Below are 20,816 nucleotides of genomic sequence, written 5' to 3'. Positions count from 1 at the left end.
CCATGTGCCGTGCCGGAGTCGGCCGTTGTCCGTGTCCGGGGGAGGGACTAGGACCTGTCCGCCGGACTGGTCCTAGTCCCGAGCGATCCGCTCGCCGGACCGCTCCTGCGGCACCTCGTGCGACCGCGTCGACGCGACCGGGACCGTGTCCAGGCGGGCGGTGATGACCAGGGTGCCCTCCTCGATCTGGTAATCGAGGGGCAGGCCCAGGCCGCGCATGGCGGCGACCATGCCGGTGTTCGACGCCTGCGTCACGGCATAGACGCTCTCGCAGCCGGCTTCCACCGCCATCGCCACCAGACGCCCGAGGAGTTCGGTGCCGATGCCCCGCTGCTGCCAGTCGTCCTCGACGAGCAGCGCGACCTCCGTCTCGTCCCCGTCCCACAGCAGATGACCGAGCCCGACGACGCGGCCGGAGGTGGTGTGCACGGCGAGCGTCCGGCCGAAGCGCGGGCTGAGCAGGTGGTTCAGATAGCGGTCGGCGTCGCCGACCGGTCCGTGGTAGCGCATGGACAGCGTCCGCGACGAGCACCGGTCGTGCATCGCCTTCGCGGCCTCGTGGTCGCCGGTGTCCGCCCGGCGCACCGTGATCGCGTTGCCCTCGGGCAGCGTCAGCACATCCTGGCTGTGCGGAACGCGCGGACCCAGCCGGGTGTCCAGCTCCACCAGCGCCCGCGCCCGGGCGAACTCCGTCGGCGTGAACCGCAGATACGGCCGCTCCACGGTGATCACGCCGCCTTCCGGCGCCCGCAGCCGCATCACGGTGTCCTCCAGAACGCCCTCCACCGGCACGGCCTGAGGCGCCCGGCCGCCGCCGACCGGCGTGGCGGGCAGCGAACGGATGGTGCACCGGCCCAGCAACTGCCGGAGCGCCAGCGGCAGTTCCGACGCATCCAGGGCCATGCGCGCGGCGAGACCGAGGACCCGGGTCGGGGCGTCCACCAGGTCGTGGGCGTCGGCCCGCTCGACCCATGCGTCGGCACCGCCGGCCAGCGACACCGTCCGGGTGAGCTCAGTGGCGTCGAGTTCGGCGGGAGCGCGGAGCAGGAACTCGTCGACCGTGCCGTCGGCCAGCGGATGGGTCTGCAGGCTCAGGATGTCCACCCGCCGCCCGGCGAGGGCGGTGCACAGTGCGGCCAGCGACCCCGGTTCGTCCTGCACGGTCGTGCGCACGCGCCACAACATGCGCTCCCCGGCCGCGGCGTGGGGAGTCGCCGACGATCCCTGGGACGGCCCGGCCTGCTGCCCCGCCGGCAGGGGCCGGGCATCGGTATCGCCCACCGGCGGTGCCTGACCGTGGCGTCGTGACCACCATGTGTGGAAGCCTGCGGCGAGTTCGCTCACCTGCTGCCGCCAGTGCCGCGCCGGACGCCCGTGCTTCGCACGTGTCACTTCAGATATCTCTCGAGTCATACAACCACTGTGAAGGAACGGTGTTGCGTGATCACGAACGCTTTGTGACCGGCCGGTAAAGCATTGCTATGCACCATTTATTGAAATTTCGATGGTTTACGCCGCCACCTCCACCGTCAGTGTGCCTTGCAGCCGACGGGCCTGCGCCACCAGCCGGGACGAGCCGCGCCGGGCCGCCGCCTGTGCCAGATGGGGCAGCTCTCCCCGTGCCCCGGACCGTTCCGCGCACTCCGCAACCACCCCTATCAGCTCGCCGAGTCCACGGGCGGCCACGGCAGTTCCGTCGGTGGCCAGATCGGCGAGCAGGACGGGCAGGGTGTGCCGCAGCATCCCCCAGATGGTGGCGTTCGCCCCCGTGGCCGCCGCCGTCCGCGCCGACTCGGCGAGCCGCAGCGGCTTGACGGCCCCGCGGCGCACCAACTGCCCGAGGCCGGCGCCGAGTCGGGCCGTGTCGAGCTGTCCCCGCGCCGCCAGCACGAGCAGCGCGTCCACCGCGGCGAGCCGGTCCTCCGGATACCGCGCCCCGAGCCCGTACGCCAGGCACAGATGGACGGCCTCGCCTGCCTCACCGTCGCCTTCGGCGAGCAGGGGCAGTACGGCGGCCTCGCCTCGGGTGTCCTCCACGGCAACGGTCGACAGGTCCCGCAGGATGCGCGCGGCCACGAGTTCCCGGCGCTCGGGGAGCAGGGCCAGCCAATGCTGCCGAACGGCAGGGTCCCAGTGGTAGCAGTGCCAGTGCTCCCTGAAGACACTCACCGGCCGGCCCAGTGGCCGGAACTCCTCGGGGAAGTCCTCCTGCAGCTCCGGGAGTTCCCCGAACTCGACCAGGATGCGGGCGCCGGAAGTCCGTCGCCGATCCCGGGGCAGGGCCGGGCCGTCGGCGGTGAGCCACCGGGCGAGCCACGTTCCCTCCGCGGTGCCGAGCTTCGCTGCTCGCTCTGCCGCTGCCGCGGCCGACCCGCGGTCCTGCCGTCCGACCCGCAGCAGCGCCTGCGCGAAGTCGGTCGCCGAGGGTCGCGCCCCCAGCTGCCGGTAGGTGTCGAGGCGTGTCACCAGCTCGTCCGGATCGAGCAGACCCGTGTTCCAGGTGGGGGTGGAGAGCAGGAACGGCAGCGGGTCGGTGTGGATCCGGTGCGCCACGTCCCGGATCCGGGCGTAGAAGGCGCGGGACAGGGCACTGTGCACGCACTCGGACGTCGGCCTCCCGCGCCGCCCTTCGACATGCAAGGCATCGACGCTGATGCGGCCCAGCAGCGTCGCGAGGACGAGGTCGAGGCCGTGCGGCCGGTCGCTGAAGTGGTCGTTCCATCTGACGTGCTGAGGATCGGCGGTGGCCCACCACAGACGTCCCACCACGGGGCCGAGGGCTTCCACGAGGCTGTCCCGGTCCCGGTGGGCGTGGCGCATCAGCCCGTCCAGCGTGCGCTCGAACGCGGCAACGTCCCCGCCGGACGCCAGCCATGCCCCCACCTCTTCGGCCAGTTCGGCAGCCGACTCGGGCGGTGGCGCCAGTCGCCACCTCTCCGGTGCGGGCGGGAGCACCTCTTCGTAGACCGCCGGCTCCGCGGCCACCGGGGCCGCGCCCAGTGTCCGGGTCGCACGGGCGCGCAGCGTCGGGATCAACTGCTCAACGGCTGTGGCGAGTTCCGCCCGGACGTCCCTGCTCCCGACCTTTCCGGCATGTCGCTCGACGAGCTTGAGCGCCCGCTCCTGCACGTCCGAGTCCCCGTGTCCGAAGGCCAGCGCGGCAGCGGGCAGCAACTCCTCGGCGGCGGAAGCCTCCCGTGTCAGCACCTTGCCCAGCAGCACGAGCTGTGCCCGTACGAGCTTCTTCTCGGTGCGGAACAGAACCGCGCCGGACATCTCGGCCAGTTGACGCGGGGAAAGCCCGCCGTCCAGGGCCAGCGCGCCCAGCACGGACTGGGCGTGCGAAGCCACCACCGAGACCGCGTCCGAGGCCAGCGCCAGCCAGTCGGCCGTGCGCTGCCTCTCCTCGTCACGGGTGAGGTCGAGAGTTTTCAAAAGGCGCAGGAACAAACGGAGATCACTCGAACCGCCGCCGCGCAGCAGCCGCGCCACACAGGCGTCGATCGTGGCCCCGCGGTCGAGCATGCCCTCGGTGGTGAGACGCGCGAGGGCTTCGGTCCAGCTGTTCGGCCCCTCGGCGGGCATCCATTCCAGGCGGCTGCCGATGTCGTCGGTCACGAAGAGCGCTGCCACCAGCTCCGACAGATGCGGATCCCGGCGAAGACGGTCGAGCACAGTGTCTCCCCGCTGCCACGTACTGCCGATGTGGCTCACCCATCCCCGGACGTAGGCGTCCGTCGTCGGCACCGGGCAGCCCGACAGGCGTACCAGGCCTGCCATCAGCTCGTAGGAGACGTTCGCACTTTCCGGCCGCTCCGCGAGCCGGTGCGTCACATCGGCGAGCCATTCCGGGGCGCGGTCGCCGAGGAGATGGATCACCAGCCCCGGTGACGCCTGCGACCAGCGCATGTCCATGGCCGCGAGCCAGGCCGCCACCCCCGCCGCACCGGTCTGGCACGCCGCACCGGCCGCATGCAGGGCCGGGTAGGCGCGCCGGGACCCGGCGCTCCACGGCTCCGCCCTCAGCTCCTTGCGGAGCGCCTTCAACTCGGGTACGTGCGCCCGCCGTTCCGCATCCGTCATCCCGTCCAGCAGACCCACCACGTCGGCCGTACGCCCCGCCCGTACCCATTCCGCCAGCGCACTCATCGCGCACCCCCGTCGACTCGTCCCATGTCCTGATCCACTGCGGTGCCCCGCCGCACCATCCGCACCGCCAGGGCGTGCTTGCACGGCCCCCGCCCGCCCCGGTACTTCGCCCACCACAGACAGCTGCAGCTGAGCACCCCCGCCTCGTCCCGCACCCGGTGCACATGCCCGTCCTCGGCCGTCACCGTCCCAACCGTGCCGTCCAGGGCCACCGCGCCCGCGGCCACCAGTGCCCGGGCCGAGCGCAGGCGTGGGTTGTGGCGCTCCACGCGGTCGGCGTCGTACGGCAGCTCGCGGTGGAAGTAGGCCGCCTCCGCGGTGTCGTACCCGACACGGCCCGAGGTGCCCAGGCGGATCAGGGCCGCGCGGACGCGCTCGGCGGTGAGGCCCGAGGCGGCGGCGAGGTCCGCGACGTCGATGCGGGGCTCCCAGGCGAGCAGCACCGAGACGAGCTCGGCGTCCGCGGCGGCCTCGTCGGTGGCGAGCGCGTCGAGGACACCGCCCTCGCCGGAGAATCCGCGTGAGGCGTCCGGCGACAGGGTCAGGGTGAGCCGCATCCCCGGCAGGACGACCTCCCAGGCACTGGCCGCGGCCGCCGCCGAGCCGACCGAGGGGCCGTAGACCCGCAGGGCGGTCGCGTGCCGCAGCACCCGCTGGAGCGCCGTCAGCCGCTCCGAGCCGGGGAGACACACCGCGCCGGGCACCGCCCGGGTGGTCGGCCGCAGCGAACGGCCCGCGGGGACCACCCACCGCGGGGCTGCCGTCCCGCGTGCTCCGCCGCGGGGCAGGGCGCGCAGGAACCGCACGGCCTCGGCGGCGGGCAGTTCCGCCCGCAGGTCGAAGCCGGCGGCGATCACCTGGGCCTCGGCGAAGCCCCGCAGCCAGCGGTCCGGGAGCGGCACCTTCTTCTCCACGACCGGGCCGTCCAGCGTGGTGACCGCCAACTCCTCGGGCCCGACCCGGAGATGAAGCGGGTCGTCCGTGCCGATCCTCGACAGGGCCTCGCGCAGCGGGTTGTTGACGTCGACATTCGTGGTGCCGTGCCCCACCTCGCCGCCGTCGAGGCCTGGCTCCAGCACATCGAGGCGTGCGTACACCCCGCCGCAGCCGGAGAACGACTCGAACCGCAGTCGGTCGCCGTTGCCGGTCACCACCGGGTCGAGCGAGGCACGCAGTTGGCGTTGGTAGTAGCGGGCCGCTGCCACGTCGGCGACCGCCAGCAGCCCCGCCGCGGACGCCTGAGGAGACGTCAGGAAGCCCGCGAAAAAGCGCGGATGGTCCTCGACACCGCAGGGCGTCGCACCCCGGGAGGTCTCGAGCCCCAGGCGCTGTCCGCCCGCTGCGGACTCCAGCACGGAGGGTCGGCAATAGGCCACGGCCTGCAAAGATCGCGTCATGGAAAAACCGTAGAGGCGACCACTGACAATCGGCCTGACCTGCGAAAACAGTCCGCTCGGCGGAGGCTTGGACGCCGAAGCCGCGGGGCCGCGCACCGGGGGACGGCACCGGTGCGCGGCAGCCGTGAGCGTACGGGTGTTACTGGCCGACCCGGCCCGGCTGGAGCACCTGCGTGAACAGCACGGTGCCGTCCTGCTCGCGCAGCCGCACCGTCAGTTCGCCGCTGCCGCCGTCGATGTCGACCTCGCCGAAGAACTGATAGCCGCCGGCGGGCGAGACGTTCGCCGTGGCCGGCGCCTTCACGAACACCCGCTCCGGGCCGAAGGTGCTGTCGAGCGCGTTGGCCGGGAAGGCGCCCGCGTTGAGCGGGCCGGAGACGAACTCCCAGAACGGCTCGAAGTCGGCGAAGACCGCCCGCGACGGCTGGTAGTGCTGCGCCGAGGTGTAGTGGACGTCGGCGGTCAGCCACACAGTGCCGGTGATCCGCCGGTGCTTGATGTACCGCAGCAGTTCGGCGACCTGCAGCTCACGGCCCAGCGGAGCGCCCGGGTCGCCCTGTGCGACGCCCTCGATGTTCGGCTTGCCGTCCGTGCCGTCCGGCACCACCAGGCCGAGCGGCATGTCCGAGGCGATCACCTTCCACACCGCCCGGGAGCGGCCCAGTTCGCGCTTCAGCCACTCCAGTTGTTCGCGGCCCAGGATGCCCTGCGGGTCGGTCGTCTGGTTGTCCGGCGAGTTGGCGTTGCGGTAGGTCCGCATGTCCAGGACGAACACGTCGAGCAGCGGCCCGTGGTGGACCACCCGGTACACCCGGCCGTCGGGGCGGCGCAGGGTCGAGATCGGGAAGTACTCCGAGAACGCCTGCCGGGCGCGGGCGGCCAGGACGTCGATGTTCCTCTCTGTGTAGCGGGCGTCGGCGAAGATCTCGCCCGGGAACCAGTTGTTGGTGACCTCGTGATCGTCCCACTGGACGATGGAGGGGACCTGGGCGTTGAACCGCTTGAGGTTCTCGTCGAGCAGGTTGTAGCGGAAGTTGCCGCGGAACTCGGCCAGGGTCTCGGCGACCTTGGACTTTTCCTCGGTGGTGATGTTGCGCCAGGTACGTCCGTCGGGCAGGGCGACGGACCCCGGGAGCGGACCGTCGGCGTAGACGTTGTCGCCGCTGCAGAGGAAGAAGTCCGGGTCCAGCGCGGCCATCGCGTTGTAGATCCGGTAGCCGCCGAGGTCGGGGTTGATGCCCCAGCCCTGCCCGGCCAGGTCGCCCGACCACACGAAGCGCACGCCCTCACGCCGCCGGGCGGAGGCCGTACGGAAGGTGCCGGAGACCGGCGCGCCGGTACGGCGCGGGTCGTCCGGGTCGGCCAGCAGCACGCGGTAGTGGATCTGCTCGCCCGCCGGCAGTCCGCGCAGCCGGGTCGTGCCGGTGAAGTCGGTGTCCGCGCCGAGCAGCGGGCCGTGCCATCTGCGCGGGTTGCGGAACGACTCCGTCGCCGACGTCTCGACGATCATGCGGGCCGGGCGGTCGGACCGCACCCACACCAGCCCGGAGTCGCATGTGACGTCGCCTGTCTGCACACCCCAGCCCGCCTCGGGGCGCCCGGACAGAGCGAACGCCGGCGCGGCGCCGGCCGCGGCGGGCAGGGTCAGGGCCGCCGACGCGGCCAGGGAGCCGCGCAGCACGCTGCGGCGGCCGGGGAACGGACGAAGTGACATGGCTGCGCCTCCAGGGACGGGATCCGGCCAGTGTGCTGAGCCACACCTACTGGTGCGCCGCAGCGCACACGGAAACCGGAAGTGAACAACTGGCCGCGGGATGAAGGGAACCGGCGTGCGACCCGGAAGCTGTCCTTGCGCGTGGTGACGGTCACCCGGAGACGGCCGCGGCCATCAGCCGTACGCCCGCACGGATCCGCGTCGGCGCCAGGTGCGCATATCCGAGGACCAGCCGTACGCCTTCTGTCCCTTGGTCGCCGACACGCGCGTGTGTGTAGTCCGTCAGCGGACGTACGGCCACACCGGCCGCCGCCACGCGCTCGAGAAACCGTTGCTGGGGGCCGTACTGTCGCGGCAGTTCGGCGATGACGTGCAGACCCGCGGCGATCCCGGACACCTCCGAGCCGGGGAAATGCTGCTCCAGCGCGGCGACCAGGGTGTCGCGGCGTTCTCGGTAGGCCCGCTGGCAGCGGCGCAGCTGACGGTCGTAGTCGCCGCGCTCGACGAAGCGGGCGAACAGCGCCTGGTCGAGCGTGGGATGGCCCAGGTCCATCGTCCGTTTGCTTTCGACGACCTCGTCGGCCAGCGCCTCGGGCACCAGCAGCCAGCCGAGCCGAAGCCCGGGGGCCAGGGACTTGCTGACCGATCCTGCGTAGGCCACATGCTCCGGGTCGAGTCCCTGGAGTGCGCCCACGGGGGCGCGGTCGTAGCGGAAGTCGCCGTCGTAGTCGTCCTCCATGACGAATCCGTCCACGGACCGGGCCCAGTCGAGCAGTTCGGTGCGGCGGCGCGCCGAGTACGCGATGCCGGTGGGGAACTGGTGGGCGGGCGTCGTCATGACGGCCCGCGCCCCCGACCTCCGCAGCGGGCCGAGCGCGAGTCCCTCGTCGTCCAGCGGCAGGGGCACCGTGGTGACGCCCGCCGAGGCGTAGAGGGCGTCGTGGTGGGGGCTGCCCGGGTCCTCGACGCCGACGGTGCGCATCCCGCGCGCGTGGAGCACCGATCCGAGCAGTGCCGTTGCCTGCGCCACGCCGGAGACGACCACGATCCGTTCGGGGTCCGCGACCACGCCACGGCGGCGCGCGAGCAGTCCGGCCAGGGCGGTACGCAGCTGAGGCAGGCCGCGCGGATCGGGGTAGCCGAGATCGTGGTGCGGGAGTTCCGTCAGCACCCCGCGCTGGGCAGTGGCCCAGGCGGAGCGGGGGAACAGCGACAGGTCCGGCGTCCCGGCCACGAAATCCGCCCGGGTCCCCGGGGAGCGCGGCGCGAGGTCTCGCGCGCGAGGACGGGCGGCGCGTGCGGCGCCGCCCACCCAGGTCCCGGATCCCCGGCCGCTGCGCAGATACCCCTCGGCCGTCAGCTGCTCGTACGCCTCCGTGATCAGCCCGCGCGACACGCCGAGGTCGGCCGACAGGTCCCGGCTGGACGGCAGCCGGGTGTCCGGGGCGAGCCTCCCGGAGCGGACCGCGTCCCGCAGCGCCGCCTGGAGCGAGCGGCCACGCGCGCGTGCCGGTGCCGAGGCGGCAGGCAGGAGAAGCTCCCAGGCCATGGACGCGTCGGGCCCGTCCGGCCCCGGCTGCCGGTCAGATGCAGAATTGGTCTCCGATGGGCTCATGGAAATGGACCTTAAACCGGACCGCTGTCCTCCCTAGCGTCCCTCGCATGAACGCCACCACCACGCGTGGAGCCCTCCTCGCCGCGCTCGCCTGCGTCCTCGTCGGAGGGTCCTTCACCGCCAACAGCGTCCTCGGCGACTACCCGTACGCGGGCGGCCAGTTTCTGCGCTACGGCCTGGCCTTCGTCCTGCTCGTCCCGCTGGCCGGGGCGGGAGCGACGGCCCGCCTGAGGGCGCTTCCGCTCCGCCACCGGCTCCGTCTGGCGCTGCTCGCCGGCGTCGGCATGGTCGGCTTCAATCTGGCCGTCCTCGCCGCGGAACGCACGGCCGAACCAGCCGTCCCGGGCGTGTTCGTGGGCTGCGCTCCCGTGGTCGTGGCCGTGGTCGTCCCGCTGCTGGACGGGCGCCGGCCCCAACGTGCCGTGCTGTACGGGGCGTTGCTCGTCGCCGCCGGTGCCCTCATCGTTCAGGGCTGGGGGCGCGCGGACGCCGCGGGCATCGCCTTCTCCGGGTGCGCGCTGGCCGGTGAGGTCGCTTTCGCCGTCCTCGCCGTGCCCGTACTGCGTCCCCTGGGCCCACGGCTGCTGTCTGCCACAGTGTGCGGCGTCGCCGCCGTCGAGTCCGCGGCGGCCGGACTGCTGCTGGACGGCACCGCCTGGCTGCGCCGGCCCGACCCGAGCGAGACCGCCGCGCTGCTGTGGCAGGCGGCGGTCGTTACCGTCATAGGCTTCGTGTGCTGGTACATGGGCATGCAGCGGCTGGGCGCGGAGCGCGCCACGCTCTTCTCCGGGCTCATCCCGGTCGCGGCCGCCGGTACCGCGCCGTTCGTGGGCACCGGTTCCTACGGGGTCGCCCAGGCCGCGGGCAGCGCGCTCGTGGGGGCCGGGGTCGCCCTGGGGTCCGGCGCGCTGAGCCTGGCGTCGCGCCGGTCACCGGCTCCCGTCGAGGATCACGCGCGCGACGAGCGCGGGGTCGTCGTTCATCGGGCAGTGCCCGCAGCCGGGCAGACGCACCAGCCGGGCCCGGGGGATGATCGTCTTGGCGCGGACTCCCTGCCGGCGTACGAGCAGCCAGTCCCGCGTGCCCCAGCCCAAGGTGACCGGGATTCCGGGAAGGTCGTCCGTGAACTGGACGCTGCCGCCCGCCCGGAGGGTCTGGTCGAATCCGGTGGCCTGCGCCAGCGCGAGCGTCTCGGCGACCACGGCCTCGGGTGAGCGACGGGCCGGACGTGCGTAGATCGTGCTCGTCAGGACGGTGCGGCCGGCCGCCGACCGGGACAGCTGCTCGACCAGCGGCACAGGCAGCCTCCGGGAGATGTGCCGCATGGTGAGCAGGATGCCGAACGCGTAGCGGCGCTCCGCCTCCGACCAGAATCCGGCGGGGGAGAGAGCGGTGACGGACCGTACGGCCTTCTCGCGGCCCAGCTCCAGGGCCAGCAGTCCGCCGAGCGAGTTGCCCGCCACATGCGGCCGCTCCAGCTCCAGCGCCTCGCAGAAGGACGTGAACACGGCAGTCGTCGTGGGGAGGTCGTAGGCGAGACCGTCCGGGAGGGCCGGGGACGCGCCGAATCCGGGCAGGTCCACCGCGATCACATCGCGTTCGGCCGCGAGGATGTCCAGCACCGGGTCCCAGGCCTGGCGGTGGTGGCCGATCCCGTGGAGCAGGAGCAGCGGTTCGCCGCTGCCCACGCGCGCGTAGGACACGGTCACGGGCTGCGGGCCCCGAGGCGTGGGGACCTTGAAGGAGACGGTGGCGGACATGGGGGTGCTCCTCGTCTGGGGCGCACGGGCGGACGCCGTGTAGACAGCTTGTCAGCAATTGCTACCGGTGGGTAGCCCCCAGTTGCTTCCCGGTCCCGCCGCCGTACGGCCGTCAACGGCCCCTGCGCACCTCCAGGTTGAACTCCGCATGCCCGACGTGCTGGAGCAGGCTGAGCCACAGGGGCAGCCACATCTCCACACCGCGTGCCGCGCGGATGCCGCCCAGGTCGAGCACGCGGTCGGGCGGCCAGCCGAACTCACCGAGCAGACCGGTGACCTGCTCCTTGGCGGCCGCGTCCTCGCCACAGACGAACACATTGTGCTCGCCCGGCACCAGCGCCGGCTCCACCATCAGCCTGCAGTTGACGGTGTTGAGGCTCTTCACCACGCGCGCGTGCGGGAAGGCGCGCTGGATCTGCTCGCCCACGCTGTCCGACCCGACGGGGGACAGCCGCAGTTCCCCCTCCTCGAACGCCAGCGGATTGGAGACGTCGATCAGGACTTTCCCGTCGAGGTTCTCCGCCCCCGCCGCCTCCAGCGCGGCGAGCGCCACCCGCCCGCCGACCGCGATCACGACCACGTCGGCGGACACGGCCGCATCCGCGAACGTACCGGCGCTCGCCCGGGGGCCCGCGCCCCGGGCCCACTCCAGAGCGGCCGGATTGTCCTTCGTGCGCGACCCCAGCATCACCTCATGCCCGAGCTCCACCAGCCTGCCGCCGAGCGTGCGGCCCACCTCGCCCGTGCCCAGTACCGCGTACCGCATGGCCACCTCCCGGAACCCTGGCCGCCGGCCACCGGCGGTCCGCGGGGCCATTCTGCTCCGTACGTACCGATACCGCCTGGACACGACAGGGTGCGTCGGCTGGGATGGAGCTGTGACCACCGACATCGACGTCTTCGAAGAGCACCGTCCCGTCCTCCTGGGCGTCGCGTACCGCATGCTCGGGCGTGTCGCCGACGCCGAGGACGTGGTGCAGGAGGCCTGGCTGCGCTGGTCCGGCGCCGACCGGACCGAGGTGCGCGAACCCCGCGGCTACCTGGTGCGCATCACCACCCGACTGGCCGTCGACCGGCTGCGCCAGGTCAAGGCACGCGGCGAGACCTATATCGGCCCCTGGCTGCCCGAGCCGTATGTGACCGACTTCGGGGACACCGTGGCCGACACCGCGGAGCGTGCCGTCCTCGCCGACTCCGTCTCCCTCGCCGTACTCGTCGTACTGGAGTCGCTGTCACCGCTGGAACGGGCGGTGTTTGTGCTCAGGGAGGCCTTCGGCTACCCGTACGCGGAGATCGCCGCGATGCTGGAGCGCGGCGAGGCGGCCGTCCGGCAAATGGCCGGGCGGGCCCGCAAACACGTCGAGGAGCGGCGGCCGCGCTACGAGGTCGACCCCGTCCAGCGCCGGGACCTCACGGAGCGGTTCCTCGCCGCGGCGGCCGGGGGAGACATCGAGGGCCTGATGTCCCTGCTGGCCCCGGACGTGCGCCTGGTCGGCGACAGCGGCGGAAAGGCCAAGGCGCCGCTGCGGGTCCTGGAGACGGCCGACAAGGTGGGGCGCTTCATCGTCGGCGCGACACGGAAGGGCATCCCGGCCCCGTCGTTCCGCTTCCTGGAGCTCAACGGAGGGCCCGCACTGCTGGTCCTGTCCGGGGACAAGCCCGACAGCGTCTTCCAACTGGACGTCCTGGACGGGCGAATCCAGTCCCTCTACATCATCCGCAACCCCGACAAGCTGCGGTCACTGGGCGCCGTTTGAGGCACGGCGCCGTCCGGCGAGGGCTCCGTTCCGCGACGGGGGTGATTGGTCTTGACCAAGGGTGGGGGCCGCCCTATGGTCGCAGAGAAGTGCAACAACCTTTAATAAACAAGGGCGCTAAAACGCTGCCGGACCACGGCGATCGCGGAGGACAGGGTGGGGACCACGCAGCTGGAAACGGTGCCGGAACCGAAGTACTGGCACCTGAAGACCGTGCTCAGCGAGGCACTGGACTCCGAGTTCAGCGTGGGCGAGATCCTGCCCAACGAACGCGAGCTGGCCGCCCGCTTCGGTGTCGCCCGCGCCACGCTCCGCCAGGCACTGGAACAGCTCGAACTCGAGGGCAGGCTGCAGCGGCGCCGCGGGGTCGGCACCACCGTCGCCCCGCCGCGCGTGGGCGTGGCCGTCGGCGCCGAGCAGCACGCCTGGCCGGGAGCGGGCGACACCGTCTGGCAGCCCGTCGACAGCACGGTGGAGGCTCCGCCCGCGGCCGTCGCCGACGCGCTGGAGACCGGCCGCAACACGCTCGTGCACACCGTGCGCCGCTCCCGCACGACCCACGGCCAGCCCGTCGCCGCCGAACTGCTCTACGTTCCGGGGCAGTCGGTGCCCGATCTCCCCGCCATCGAAACCCCGACCGGCGCGGCACGCGCGCGTGCGGTGCTGCGCGAGCTTCAGCATCTGGAGCTGGAGGGCCGGGAGAGCGCCGTCGAGCTCGGCTCGGCGCGGGCGGACGACGCCAAGGAGCTGGACCGGCTGCCGGGTGCGCCCGTACTCGTCGTGACGACCCGCTTCTTCGCCGGCCGCCGTGTCGCCGCGGTCTCCGTCGCCACCTACCGCGCGGACACCTGCCGGCTGACCTTCGGGGACACCGGCGGCGTGGAGATCCACGAGGGGCCGGAGCGCCGGGCCTCCTGACCACCCACGGTGCGTGCCCCCGCAGGGAGCTCCTGCGGGGGCACCCCTGCGTCAGCGGCCGGTCACCGTCCCCTCCACCGCGAACAGCTGCTCCTCCACGTGGTCGAGCGCGAGCCGCAGCGCGCCCGTCGCCACGGCCGCCTCGCCGAGGAGCGACAGGGCCACCTTCGGCGGCCGCAGGCAGTACCGCGCCAGCTCCCCGCGCAGCGGCTCCAGCACGCCGTCCAGTCCGGCGGCCCAGCCGCCGATGACGACGACTTCCGGATCGAGGGCCAGGACGAGTGCCGCCACGTCGTGGACGAGCCGCTGGATGAAGCGTTCGACGGCCGCACGGGCCCGCTGGTCACCTTCGCGCGCCTGCGCGAAGACCTTCGCGACCGCCTGTTCGTCGAGCGGGTGCAGCGGCTCGTCGGTGGTCGACAGCAGTGTCTCGGGAGTCGCCTCGCGGCCGAGCAGGTGCAGCGCGCCGATCTCGCCTGCCGCCCCGCCGAACCCCCGGTGCAGCCGGCCGCCGATCAGCGCACCGGCGCCCGGACTCAGCCCGGCCAGCACGAACACGACGTCGTCCGACTCGGTGGCGGCGCCCTTCCAGTGCTCGGCGACGGCGGCGGCGTTGGCGTCGTTCTCCACCAGGACCGGGCACTTGAAGGAACGGCTCAGCCGCTCGCCCAGCCGCAGCCCCGTCCACTCCGGCAGCGCGGTGCCCAGCCGCACCGTGCCGTCCGCCTCGACGATCCCGGGCGTGGCGACCCCGACAGCGCGCAGCGAGCCGCGTGCCACGCCGGCCCGGCGCAGCAGTTCGGCCACCGCGGTGTGCAGCAGCTCCAGTCGCAGGTCCGCCGAGGCCGTCTCGTCGACGTCCCGGGCCTCGGCGCCGATCACACGGCCGTCCAGGTCGGCCAGGAGCGCGGCGACACGGTGCGCCCCGACCTCCAGGCCCAGGAGGTGGCCGGCCTCGGCGCGGAACCGGAACCGCCGCGCGGGCCGCCCCTGACGGCGGGCCGCGCCCTCCTCGGCCGCCTTCTCCACCACGAGCCCGGCCTCGATGAGCCCCTCGACGACGCCTTCGACGGTCGGCCGGGACAGTCCGGTCACCCGGGTGATCTCCGTGAGCGTCGCGCAGTCCGTGGCACGCAGCGCGTGCAGCACCACCGCGGAATTGATCCTTCGCAGCAGCGAGGGGTCCCCGCCGGTCAGCCGCCCCAACGTCCCGTCCTCCCAGCTCGTGCGCGTATGGGCGGGATGCTACTCGGCACGGCGGACCCCGGCGAGCTCCGGGTGCACCCCACCTGGTTCCGGCCCGACAAGGCGGGGCAGGTGGCCACCGAGGAGACGCGGAGCGTCCCGCACAGGGACGCCTGAACCCGCCATCCACCACAAAGCCACTGACGCCCCGCCAATTGTCAGTGGTGGCGGGTTTACTGGAGCACATGGACATCGCGCACTGGCTCGCCACCGTCGACCTGCTGTGCACCCGGGACTTCCCCGCGGAGCACGGCAGGACCGATGTCGGCACGGGGGGACCCGGCTATCACATAGCCGAATTACTGACGAGCGGCGACTTCTGGGAGGACGACGGCACCGAGTGGGAGGAGACGGAGACACAGTACGAGTGCAACAGGGACGGCCTGAGCGAGCGGTTGACCGAGCGCTGGGGGCCACCGGACCCCATCAGCCTGGCGAGCGTCTTCGAGCGGTCGACGGGCGGCGAGAACATACCCGAGCCCTGGGGCTCACTCTGCGCGCATGTGCCGAACCTGCATCTGTGGGGACCGCCGCAGACGGACCGTTGGGTGGCCCTCGGCGTCTCCCAGTGGGACAAGGAACTCCCGTTCCAACTCCTCGCCGTGGTCACCGAGGTGGACCCGCCCTGACCCGCTAGTCCTCGGACGCCACCCGCAGCCGTCCGAATTCCTCCGCCATCGTCTGCGCCGTCCAGTGCGCGTTCAGCCCGCTCGGGTTGGGCAGAACCCACACGCGCGTGTCCCCGATCGTCCGCTCCTGCGGGCCCACCCGCGCCCTGCGCTCGTCGAACGCGGCCCGGTACGCGGTGACTCCCACGACCGCCAGCCAGCGCGGCCGCAGCCGTGTCACCCTCGACGCCAGCAGCCTGCCGCCCTCGCGGTACTCCTCCGCGCTCAGCTCGTCCGCACGGGCCGACGCCCGCGCCACCACGTTCGTGATGCCGAGCCCGTACGACAGCAACTCCAGTTGTTCCGACGGCTTCATGAGCCTGGGCGTGAACCCGGACAGGTGCAGCACCGGCCAGAACCGGTTGCCGGGACGGGCGAAGTGGTGGCCCGTCGCCGCCGTCATCAGACCGGGGTTGATACCGCAGAACAGCACGCGGAGGCCGTCCGCGGCCACGTCCGGTACCAGACGGTCGCGGGCGGCCTCCAGTTCCGCCGGGGTCAGGCGCGTCAGAGGATCGCTCCGGGTGTGTAGCCCGCGGCCTGCGGGTGCTGCTTCACGATCTCCTCGATGCGGCCGACGACGGCGGCGACCTGGTCGGCCGCGGCGCCCGTGAAGGACAGCTTGTCGGCCATCAGCGCGTCCAGCTGGGCGCGGTCGAGGGGGATGCGCTCGTCGGCGGCCAGCTTGTCGAGGAGCTCGTTGCGCTCGGCGCCCCGCTCACGCATCGCGAGCGCGGAGGCGACGGCGTTCTCCTTGATCGCCTCGTGCGCCAGCTCCCGGCCGACGCCCGCGCGCACCGCGCCCATCAGCACCTTGGTGGTGGCGAGGAACGGCAGATAGCGGTCCAGCTCACGGGAGACGACGGCCGGGAAGGCGCCGAATTCGTCGAGCACGGTCAGGAAGGTCTCCAGCAGACCGTCGAGCGCGAAGAACGCGTCCGGCAGCGCGACCCGGCGCACCACCGAGCAGGACACGTCGCCCTCGTTCCACTGGTCGCCCGCCAGCTCGCCGGTCATCGAGGCGTAGCCGCGCAGGATCACCATCAGACCGTTGACGCGCTCGCAGGAGCGGGTGTTCATCTTGTGCGGCATCGCGGAGGAGCCGACCTGGCCGGGCTTGAAGCCCTCGGTCACCAGCTCGTGCCCGGCCATCAGCCGGATGGTCTTCGCCAGCGACGAGGGTGCCGCCGCCAGCTGCACCAGCGAGGTGACCACGTCGTAGTCGAGCGAGCGCGGGTAGACCTGGCCGACGGAGGCGAACGCCTGCGAGAAGCCCAGGTGGCGGGCGATGCGCTGCTCCAGCTCCGCGAGCTTGGCCGCGTCCCCGCCGAGCAGGTCCAGCATGTCCTGCGCCGTACCGACGGGACCCTTGATGCCCCGCAGCGGGTAGCGGCCGAGCAGTTCCTCGACCCGGCCGTACGCCACGAGCAGCTCGTCGGCCGCCGTCGCGAAACGCTTGCCGAGGGTGGTGGCCTGCGCGGCCACGTTGTGCGAGCGGCCGGCCATGACCAGCTCGCCGTACTCACCCGCGAGCTTCCCCAGGCGCGCGAGCACGGCCACCGTACGGTCGCGCATCAGCTCCAGCGAAAGCCGGATCTGCAGCTGCTCGACGTTCTCGGTGAGGTCGCGGGAGGTCATGCCCTTGTGTACATGCTCGTGCCCCGCGAGGTCGTTGAACTCCTCGATCCGCGCCTTCACATCGTGCCGCGTGACCTTCTCGCGCTCGGCGACGGAGGCCAGGTCGACCTGGTCGAGGACGCGCTCGTAGTCGGCGATCGCGGCGTCCGGCACCTCGATCCCGAGGTCCTTCTGGGCCCGCAGCACGGCGAGCCAGAGCTGACGCTCCAGTTTCACCTTCTGCTCGGGGGACCAGAGCGTGGCGAGCTCGGCGGAGGCGTAGCGTCCGGCGAGGACGTTCGGGATGCGGGGCTTGGCGGGCGCAGAAGTCACGTAGACGGATTCTACTGGCGATTCCTGCAGGCCAGCGCCACCGGGTGGTTTGGCGGAACCTACGAAGGCGGCCGCGACGGGCGTACGGGCGCGTCCGCGAGCTCCGCCAGCACCTCGGCGTGGCACAGCTCCGGTGCGCACCAGCAGGCGAGGGTCTTGCCGCGCAGCGCGGGCACGAGGGCCAGCAGGTCCGGCCGCTCCAGCAGATACGCCCGGTACTTCGCCATGACCTCGGCACGCGTCCCGTCGCGTTTCCTCGTCGGGGTGTCGTACGCGAAAGGGTTGTACAGCGGATGCCGGGGCAGGTCCCAGCCGCCCATCGTCCAGCGGCGGCCGACGTAGACGACGTCGGGGGCGCGTTCCAGCCGGGGACCGAGGTCGTGGAGGCGGCCCCTGACATTGATCACCCGCGTGGCCATGAGAGGCCTACGCCGGTCCCTCGTACGGCAGCAGCTCGCCCCGCTTCGGCGGCAGTCCGTCGCCCGACGACCGGCCCGTGAGCCGCCGGCCGATCCACGGCAGCAGATGCTGCCGGGCGAACCGGGCATCGGCGACCCGGCGGGCGGCCCATCCGGGCGGCGGTGTCGCCCGCATCGGTAGGTGCCACTCGGTGTCCTCGGGCTGGTAGCCGAGCCTCTGCCACACCGCCTCCGCGACCCGGCGGTGGCCCTCGGCCGTCAGATGCAGCCGGTCCACGTCCCACAGGCGCGGGTCGCCGAGCGACGCGGCGCCATACAGATCGACGACCAGCGCGCCGTGCCGCTCGGCGAGGTCGTCGACGACCTCGAACAGTTCCTCCATGCGCGGCCGGAAGCGCTCCAGGACCGGACCCCGGCGGCCCGGGCTGCGCATCAGCACCAGCTGCCCGCAGGACGGGGCGAGCCGCTCCACGGCCTGGGTCAGCAGATCGCGCACCCGGACCATGTCGCACTTGGGGCGAAGGGTGTCGTTGAGACCGCCGACCAGCGTGATCACATCGGCGTCCATCGCGGCCGCGACGTCGACCTGCTCGTCGACGATCTGCCCGATCAGCTTCCCGCGCACGGCGAGGTTGGCGTACCTGAACCCGGGGGTGCGGGCGGCCATCCGCCCGGCGAGGAGGTCGGCCCAGCCGCGGTACGAACCGTCCGGCAGCAGGTCCGACATGCCCTCGGTGAAGGAGTCGCCGACCGCGACGAGGCTTGAGTACGTGGGATGCGTCTGCATGGCGTCAGAGATGGTAACCCGAGGCGCATACCCAGCGGTCGGTCGGCCCGGGGCCGGATCGCCTACGCCCGCTGCCCGAACAGCTCGCGCAGCACGTCCTCCATCGTCACCAGCCCCGCCAGCCGCCCGTCGTCCCCGAGCACGGCCGCGAGGTGCGTGCGGCTGCCCCGCATCGCCGTGAGGACGTCGTCCAGCGGCGTGCTCTCCCGGACCCGGGCGCTCGGCCGCATGTCCGCCACGCGGAACGGCACGTCCCGCGGGGAGGCGTCCAGCGCGTCCTTCACATGCAGGTAGCCGACGATGCGACGCGCCTCGTCCACCACCGGGAAGCGGGAGAACCCGGTCTCGGCGGACAGCCGCTCCAGCTCCTCCGGAGTGACGCCCACGCGCGCGTAGACCACGCGTTCCAGCGGAAGCACCACGTCCCGCACGGGCCGGCGGCCCAGCTCCAGCGCGTCGTGCAGACGCTCCCGCGCGCGGTCGTCGATGAGGCCCGCCTCGCGGGAGTCCCGCACGATCCGGGCCAGCTCGGCATCCGAGAAGCTGGCCGTGACCTCGTTCTTGACCTCGACGCGCAGCAGCTTGAGCACACCGTTCGCGAACGCGTTGATCGCGAAGATCACCGGGCGCAGCGCCCGGGACAGCGCCACCAGCGGCGGGCCCAGCAGCAGCGCGCTGCGCACCGGCTCGGCGAGCGCGACGTTCTTCGGCACCATCTCGCCGAGCAGCATGTGCAGATACGTGGCCAGGGTCAGCGCGATCACGAAGGACACGGCGTGACCCGCACCGGTGGACACGCCCATCGCGTGGAACACCGGCTCCAGCAGATGCGCGATCGCCGGCTCCGCGACCACACCCAGGACCAGCGTGCACAGCGTGATGCCGAGCTGTGCGGCCGCCATCAGCGCGGACACGTGCTCAAGGCCCCACAGCACGCTCTTCGCGCGCCGGTCACCCTGCGCCCCTTTGCCGGCTTTGTCTGCTGTGGCGATGTGCTGCTCGATCTGGCTCCGGCGCACCGAGATCAGCGCGAACTCGGCGCCCACGAAGAAGGCGTTGACGACGAGGGTCGCCAGGCCGATCAGCAGTTGTACGGCGGTCATCGCTCCCCCTGCTCGTCCTGGTCGTGCGGCGCGTGCAGGACCACACGCGCGGCCCTGCGCCCCGACGCATCCACGACGTCGAGCCGCCAGCCGGCCGCCTCCACGCGGTCACCGACGGCCGGAATGCGGCCGAGCAGCGTCGCGATGAGACCGGCCAGTGTCTCGTACGGCCCCTCGGGCGCCCGGAGGCCGACGCGCGCGAGCTGGTCCATGCGGGCCGAGCCGTCCGCGGAGTACAGCGTGCGGCCGTCCTCGTCGGTCCCGGCCGGCGCCAGGTCGGGTGTCTCGTGCGGGTCGTGCTCGTCCCGTACCTCTCCGACCACCTCCTCGACGATGTCCTCCAGCGTGGCCACCCCCGCGGTGCCGCCGTACTCGTCGATCACCACGGCCATCGTGCGTTTGCCGGACAGCCGGTCGAGAAGCCGGTCGACGGTGAGCGACTCCGGCACCAGCAGCGGCTCGCGCATCACCTCGGACACGGGGACGCGGGTCCGCCGCTCTGCGGGCATCGCCAGACAGTCCTTGATGTGCGCGGTGCCGACGACGGAGTCGAGGCTGCCGCGGAAGACCGGGAAGCGGGACAGGCCCGTCGCCCGTGTCACGTTCGCCACGTCCTCGCAGGTGGCCTGCGCGTCCAGGGCGATGACCTGAACGCGCGGCGTCATCACGTTCTCCGCCGTCAGGTCGGCGAGGTTGAGCGTCCGCACGAACAGTTCGGCGGTGTCGGCCTCCAGGGCACCCTCCCTGGCGGAGTGCCGGGCCAGGGCCGCCAGTTCCTGCGGTCCGCGCGCGGAGGCCAGCTCCTCGGCGGGCTCCAGACCGAATCGGCGCACCGAGCGGTTGGCCGTGTTGTTGAGGTGGGTGATGAAGGGGCGGAAGGCGGCGCTGAACCAGCGCTGCGGGTTCCCCACCCGCTTGGCGACGGCCAGGGGTGAGGAGATCGCCCAGTTCTTGGGCACCAGTTCGCCGACGACCATCAGGAACACGGTCGACAGGGCCGTACCGAGCACCAGGGCGAGTGAGTTCGCCGTGGAGCGCGAGATGCCGAGCGACTCCAGCGGGCCCGCGATCATGGTGGCGATCGACGGTTCGGCGAGCATACCGACGATCAGGTTGGTGACGGTGATGCCGAGCTGTGCCCCGGAGAGCTGGAAGGTCAGATTCCGTACGGCCTTGAGGGCGCCCGCCGCACCGCGCTCGCCGCGCTCCACGGCCCGCTCCAGCTCGCTGCGCTCGACCGTCGTGAGCGAGAACTCCGCCGCGACGAAGGCGCCGCAGGCCAGCGAGAGCAGGATCGCCACCAGGAGGAGGAGCACTTCGGTCATCGGGTCACC

Annotated in this window: 18 protein-coding genes and 1 pseudogene; 5 read left to right on the top strand and 14 right to left on the bottom strand. The window is 72.5% G+C overall.

Going from position 1 to position 20,816, the window contains the following annotated elements; genetic code table 11:
• Positions 1 to 72: 72 nt before the first annotated feature.
• From F7R91_RS19650 to pdxR, 5 genes are all read right to left on the bottom strand, one after another.
• The gene (locus F7R91_RS19650) at positions 73 to 1,413 is read right to left on the bottom strand and encodes a GNAT family N-acetyltransferase (RefSeq protein ID WP_150950370.1); all 1,341 of its coding nucleotides are present in this window, start codon (positions 1,411 to 1,413) and stop codon (positions 73 to 75) included.
• A gap of 96 nt (positions 1,414 to 1,509) precedes the next feature.
• Positions 1,510 to 4,149 carry a DUF7824 domain-containing protein gene (locus F7R91_RS19645; protein ID WP_150950369.1) on the bottom strand — a complete coding sequence of 880 codons (2,640 nt, stop codon included), beginning with the start codon at positions 4,147 to 4,149 and terminating at the stop codon, positions 1,510 to 1,512.
• Complete coding sequence (locus tag F7R91_RS19640; protein WP_150950368.1) at positions 4,146 to 5,546, bottom strand: SWIM zinc finger family protein; 1,401 nt, start codon at positions 5,544 to 5,546, stop codon at positions 4,146 to 4,148. Before F7R91_RS19640 ends, F7R91_RS19645 begins: the two co-directional genes overlap by 4 nt.
• 139 nt (positions 5,547 to 5,685) lie before the next feature.
• Positions 5,686 to 7,260 (bottom strand): alkaline phosphatase D family protein, encoded by a 1,575-nt coding sequence (locus F7R91_RS19635; protein WP_150950367.1) that lies wholly within the window; start codon positions 7,258 to 7,260, stop codon positions 5,686 to 5,688.
• A gap of 151 nt (positions 7,261 to 7,411) precedes the next feature.
• A complete protein-coding gene (pdxR, locus tag F7R91_RS19630; RefSeq protein ID WP_150950366.1) occupies positions 7,412 to 8,875 on the bottom strand; it encodes a MocR-like pyridoxine biosynthesis transcription factor PdxR in 1,464 nt (487 codons plus the stop codon).
• Between pdxR and F7R91_RS19625 the strand changes: the two are divergent.
• A pseudogene (locus F7R91_RS19625) lies at positions 8,848 to 9,711 on the top strand (EamA family transporter); the annotation flags it as partial. The gene pdxR and the pseudogene F7R91_RS19625 sit on opposite strands and share 28 nt — an antisense overlap.
• 93 nt (positions 9,712 to 9,804) lie before the next feature.
• Here the strand turns inward: F7R91_RS19625 and F7R91_RS19620 are convergent.
• Together F7R91_RS19620 and F7R91_RS19615 are read right to left on the bottom strand one after the other, a co-directional pair.
• A complete protein-coding gene (locus F7R91_RS19620) occupies positions 9,805 to 10,635 on the bottom strand; it encodes an alpha/beta fold hydrolase (protein WP_150950365.1) in 831 nt (276 codons plus the stop codon).
• Positions 10,636 to 10,747: 112 nt separating this feature from the next.
• Positions 10,748 to 11,401 carry an NADPH-dependent F420 reductase gene (locus F7R91_RS19615; RefSeq protein WP_150950364.1) on the bottom strand — a complete coding sequence of 218 codons (654 nt, stop codon included), beginning with the start codon at positions 11,399 to 11,401 and terminating at the stop codon, positions 10,748 to 10,750.
• 112 nt (positions 11,402 to 11,513) lie between these two features.
• Here F7R91_RS19615 and F7R91_RS19610 point away from each other — a divergent pair, with 112 nt between their 5' ends.
• Positions 11,514 to 12,392, top strand: a complete 879-nt coding sequence (locus F7R91_RS19610) for an RNA polymerase sigma-70 factor (RefSeq protein ID WP_150950363.1) — start codon at positions 11,514 to 11,516, stop codon at positions 12,390 to 12,392.
• A 156-nt stretch (positions 12,393 to 12,548) separates the two neighbouring features.
• Positions 12,549 to 13,310, top strand: a complete 762-nt coding sequence (locus tag F7R91_RS19605; protein WP_150950362.1) for a GntR family transcriptional regulator — start codon at positions 12,549 to 12,551, stop codon at positions 13,308 to 13,310.
• A 51-nt stretch (positions 13,311 to 13,361) separates the two neighbouring features.
• On the opposite strand, the gene F7R91_RS19600 is transcribed toward F7R91_RS19605, so the two are convergent.
• Positions 13,362 to 14,516, bottom strand: a complete 1,155-nt coding sequence (locus F7R91_RS19600) for an ROK family transcriptional regulator (RefSeq protein WP_150950361.1) — start codon at positions 14,514 to 14,516, stop codon at positions 13,362 to 13,364.
• 27 nt (positions 14,517 to 14,543) lie between these two features.
• Between F7R91_RS19600 and F7R91_RS43825 the strand changes: the two genes are divergently transcribed.
• Together F7R91_RS43825 and F7R91_RS19595 are read left to right on the top strand one after the other, a co-directional pair.
• On the top strand, positions 14,544 to 14,672 hold the full coding sequence (locus F7R91_RS43825) for a hypothetical protein (protein ID WP_269144749.1): 129 nt from the start codon (positions 14,544 to 14,546) through the stop codon (positions 14,670 to 14,672).
• A 68-nt stretch (positions 14,673 to 14,740) separates the two neighbouring features.
• Positions 14,741 to 15,184 carry a hypothetical protein gene (locus tag F7R91_RS19595; protein ID WP_150950360.1) on the top strand — a complete coding sequence of 148 codons (444 nt, stop codon included), beginning with the start codon at positions 14,741 to 14,743 and terminating at the stop codon, positions 15,182 to 15,184.
• 4 nt (positions 15,185 to 15,188) lie between these two features.
• Here F7R91_RS19595 and mug read toward each other — a convergent pair whose 3' ends face one another.
• The 6 genes from mug to F7R91_RS19565 all read right to left on the bottom strand — a co-directional run bounded on the left by mug (position 15,189) and on the right by F7R91_RS19565 (position 20,807).
• Complete coding sequence (gene mug, locus F7R91_RS19590) at positions 15,189 to 15,734, bottom strand: G/U mismatch-specific DNA glycosylase (protein ID WP_150950359.1); 546 nt, start codon at positions 15,732 to 15,734, stop codon at positions 15,189 to 15,191.
• Entirely contained in the window at positions 15,731 to 17,173 is a 1,443-nt protein-coding gene (gene purB, locus F7R91_RS19585) for an adenylosuccinate lyase (RefSeq protein WP_150950358.1), read from the bottom strand. The genes mug and purB overlap by 4 nt, the downstream gene beginning before the upstream one ends.
• A 59-nt stretch (positions 17,174 to 17,232) precedes the next feature.
• Positions 17,233 to 17,592, bottom strand: a complete 360-nt coding sequence (locus F7R91_RS19580; RefSeq protein WP_150950357.1) for a DUF4326 domain-containing protein — start codon at positions 17,590 to 17,592, stop codon at positions 17,233 to 17,235.
• A gap of 7 nt (positions 17,593 to 17,599) precedes the next feature.
• The gene (locus tag F7R91_RS19575) at positions 17,600 to 18,379 is read right to left on the bottom strand and encodes an SGNH/GDSL hydrolase family protein (RefSeq protein WP_150950356.1); all 780 of its coding nucleotides are present in this window, start codon (positions 18,377 to 18,379) and stop codon (positions 17,600 to 17,602) included.
• A 62-nt stretch (positions 18,380 to 18,441) separates the two neighbouring features.
• A complete protein-coding gene (locus F7R91_RS19570) occupies positions 18,442 to 19,482 on the bottom strand; it encodes a hemolysin family protein (protein ID WP_150950355.1) in 1,041 nt (346 codons plus the stop codon).
• Positions 19,479 to 20,807, bottom strand: a complete 1,329-nt coding sequence (locus F7R91_RS19565) for a hemolysin family protein (protein ID WP_150950354.1) — start codon at positions 20,805 to 20,807, stop codon at positions 19,479 to 19,481. Before F7R91_RS19565 ends, F7R91_RS19570 begins: the two co-directional genes overlap by 4 nt.
• Positions 20,808 to 20,816 lie beyond the last annotated feature (9 nt).

This window comes from Streptomyces luteolifulvus, assembly GCF_008806595.1.
GTDB lineage: Bacteria > Actinomycetota > Actinomycetes > Streptomycetales > Streptomycetaceae > Streptomyces > Streptomyces luteolifulvus.
Note: the sequence above shows the minus strand (reverse complement) of the source record. Positions and strands in the feature narration are given on the sequence as shown.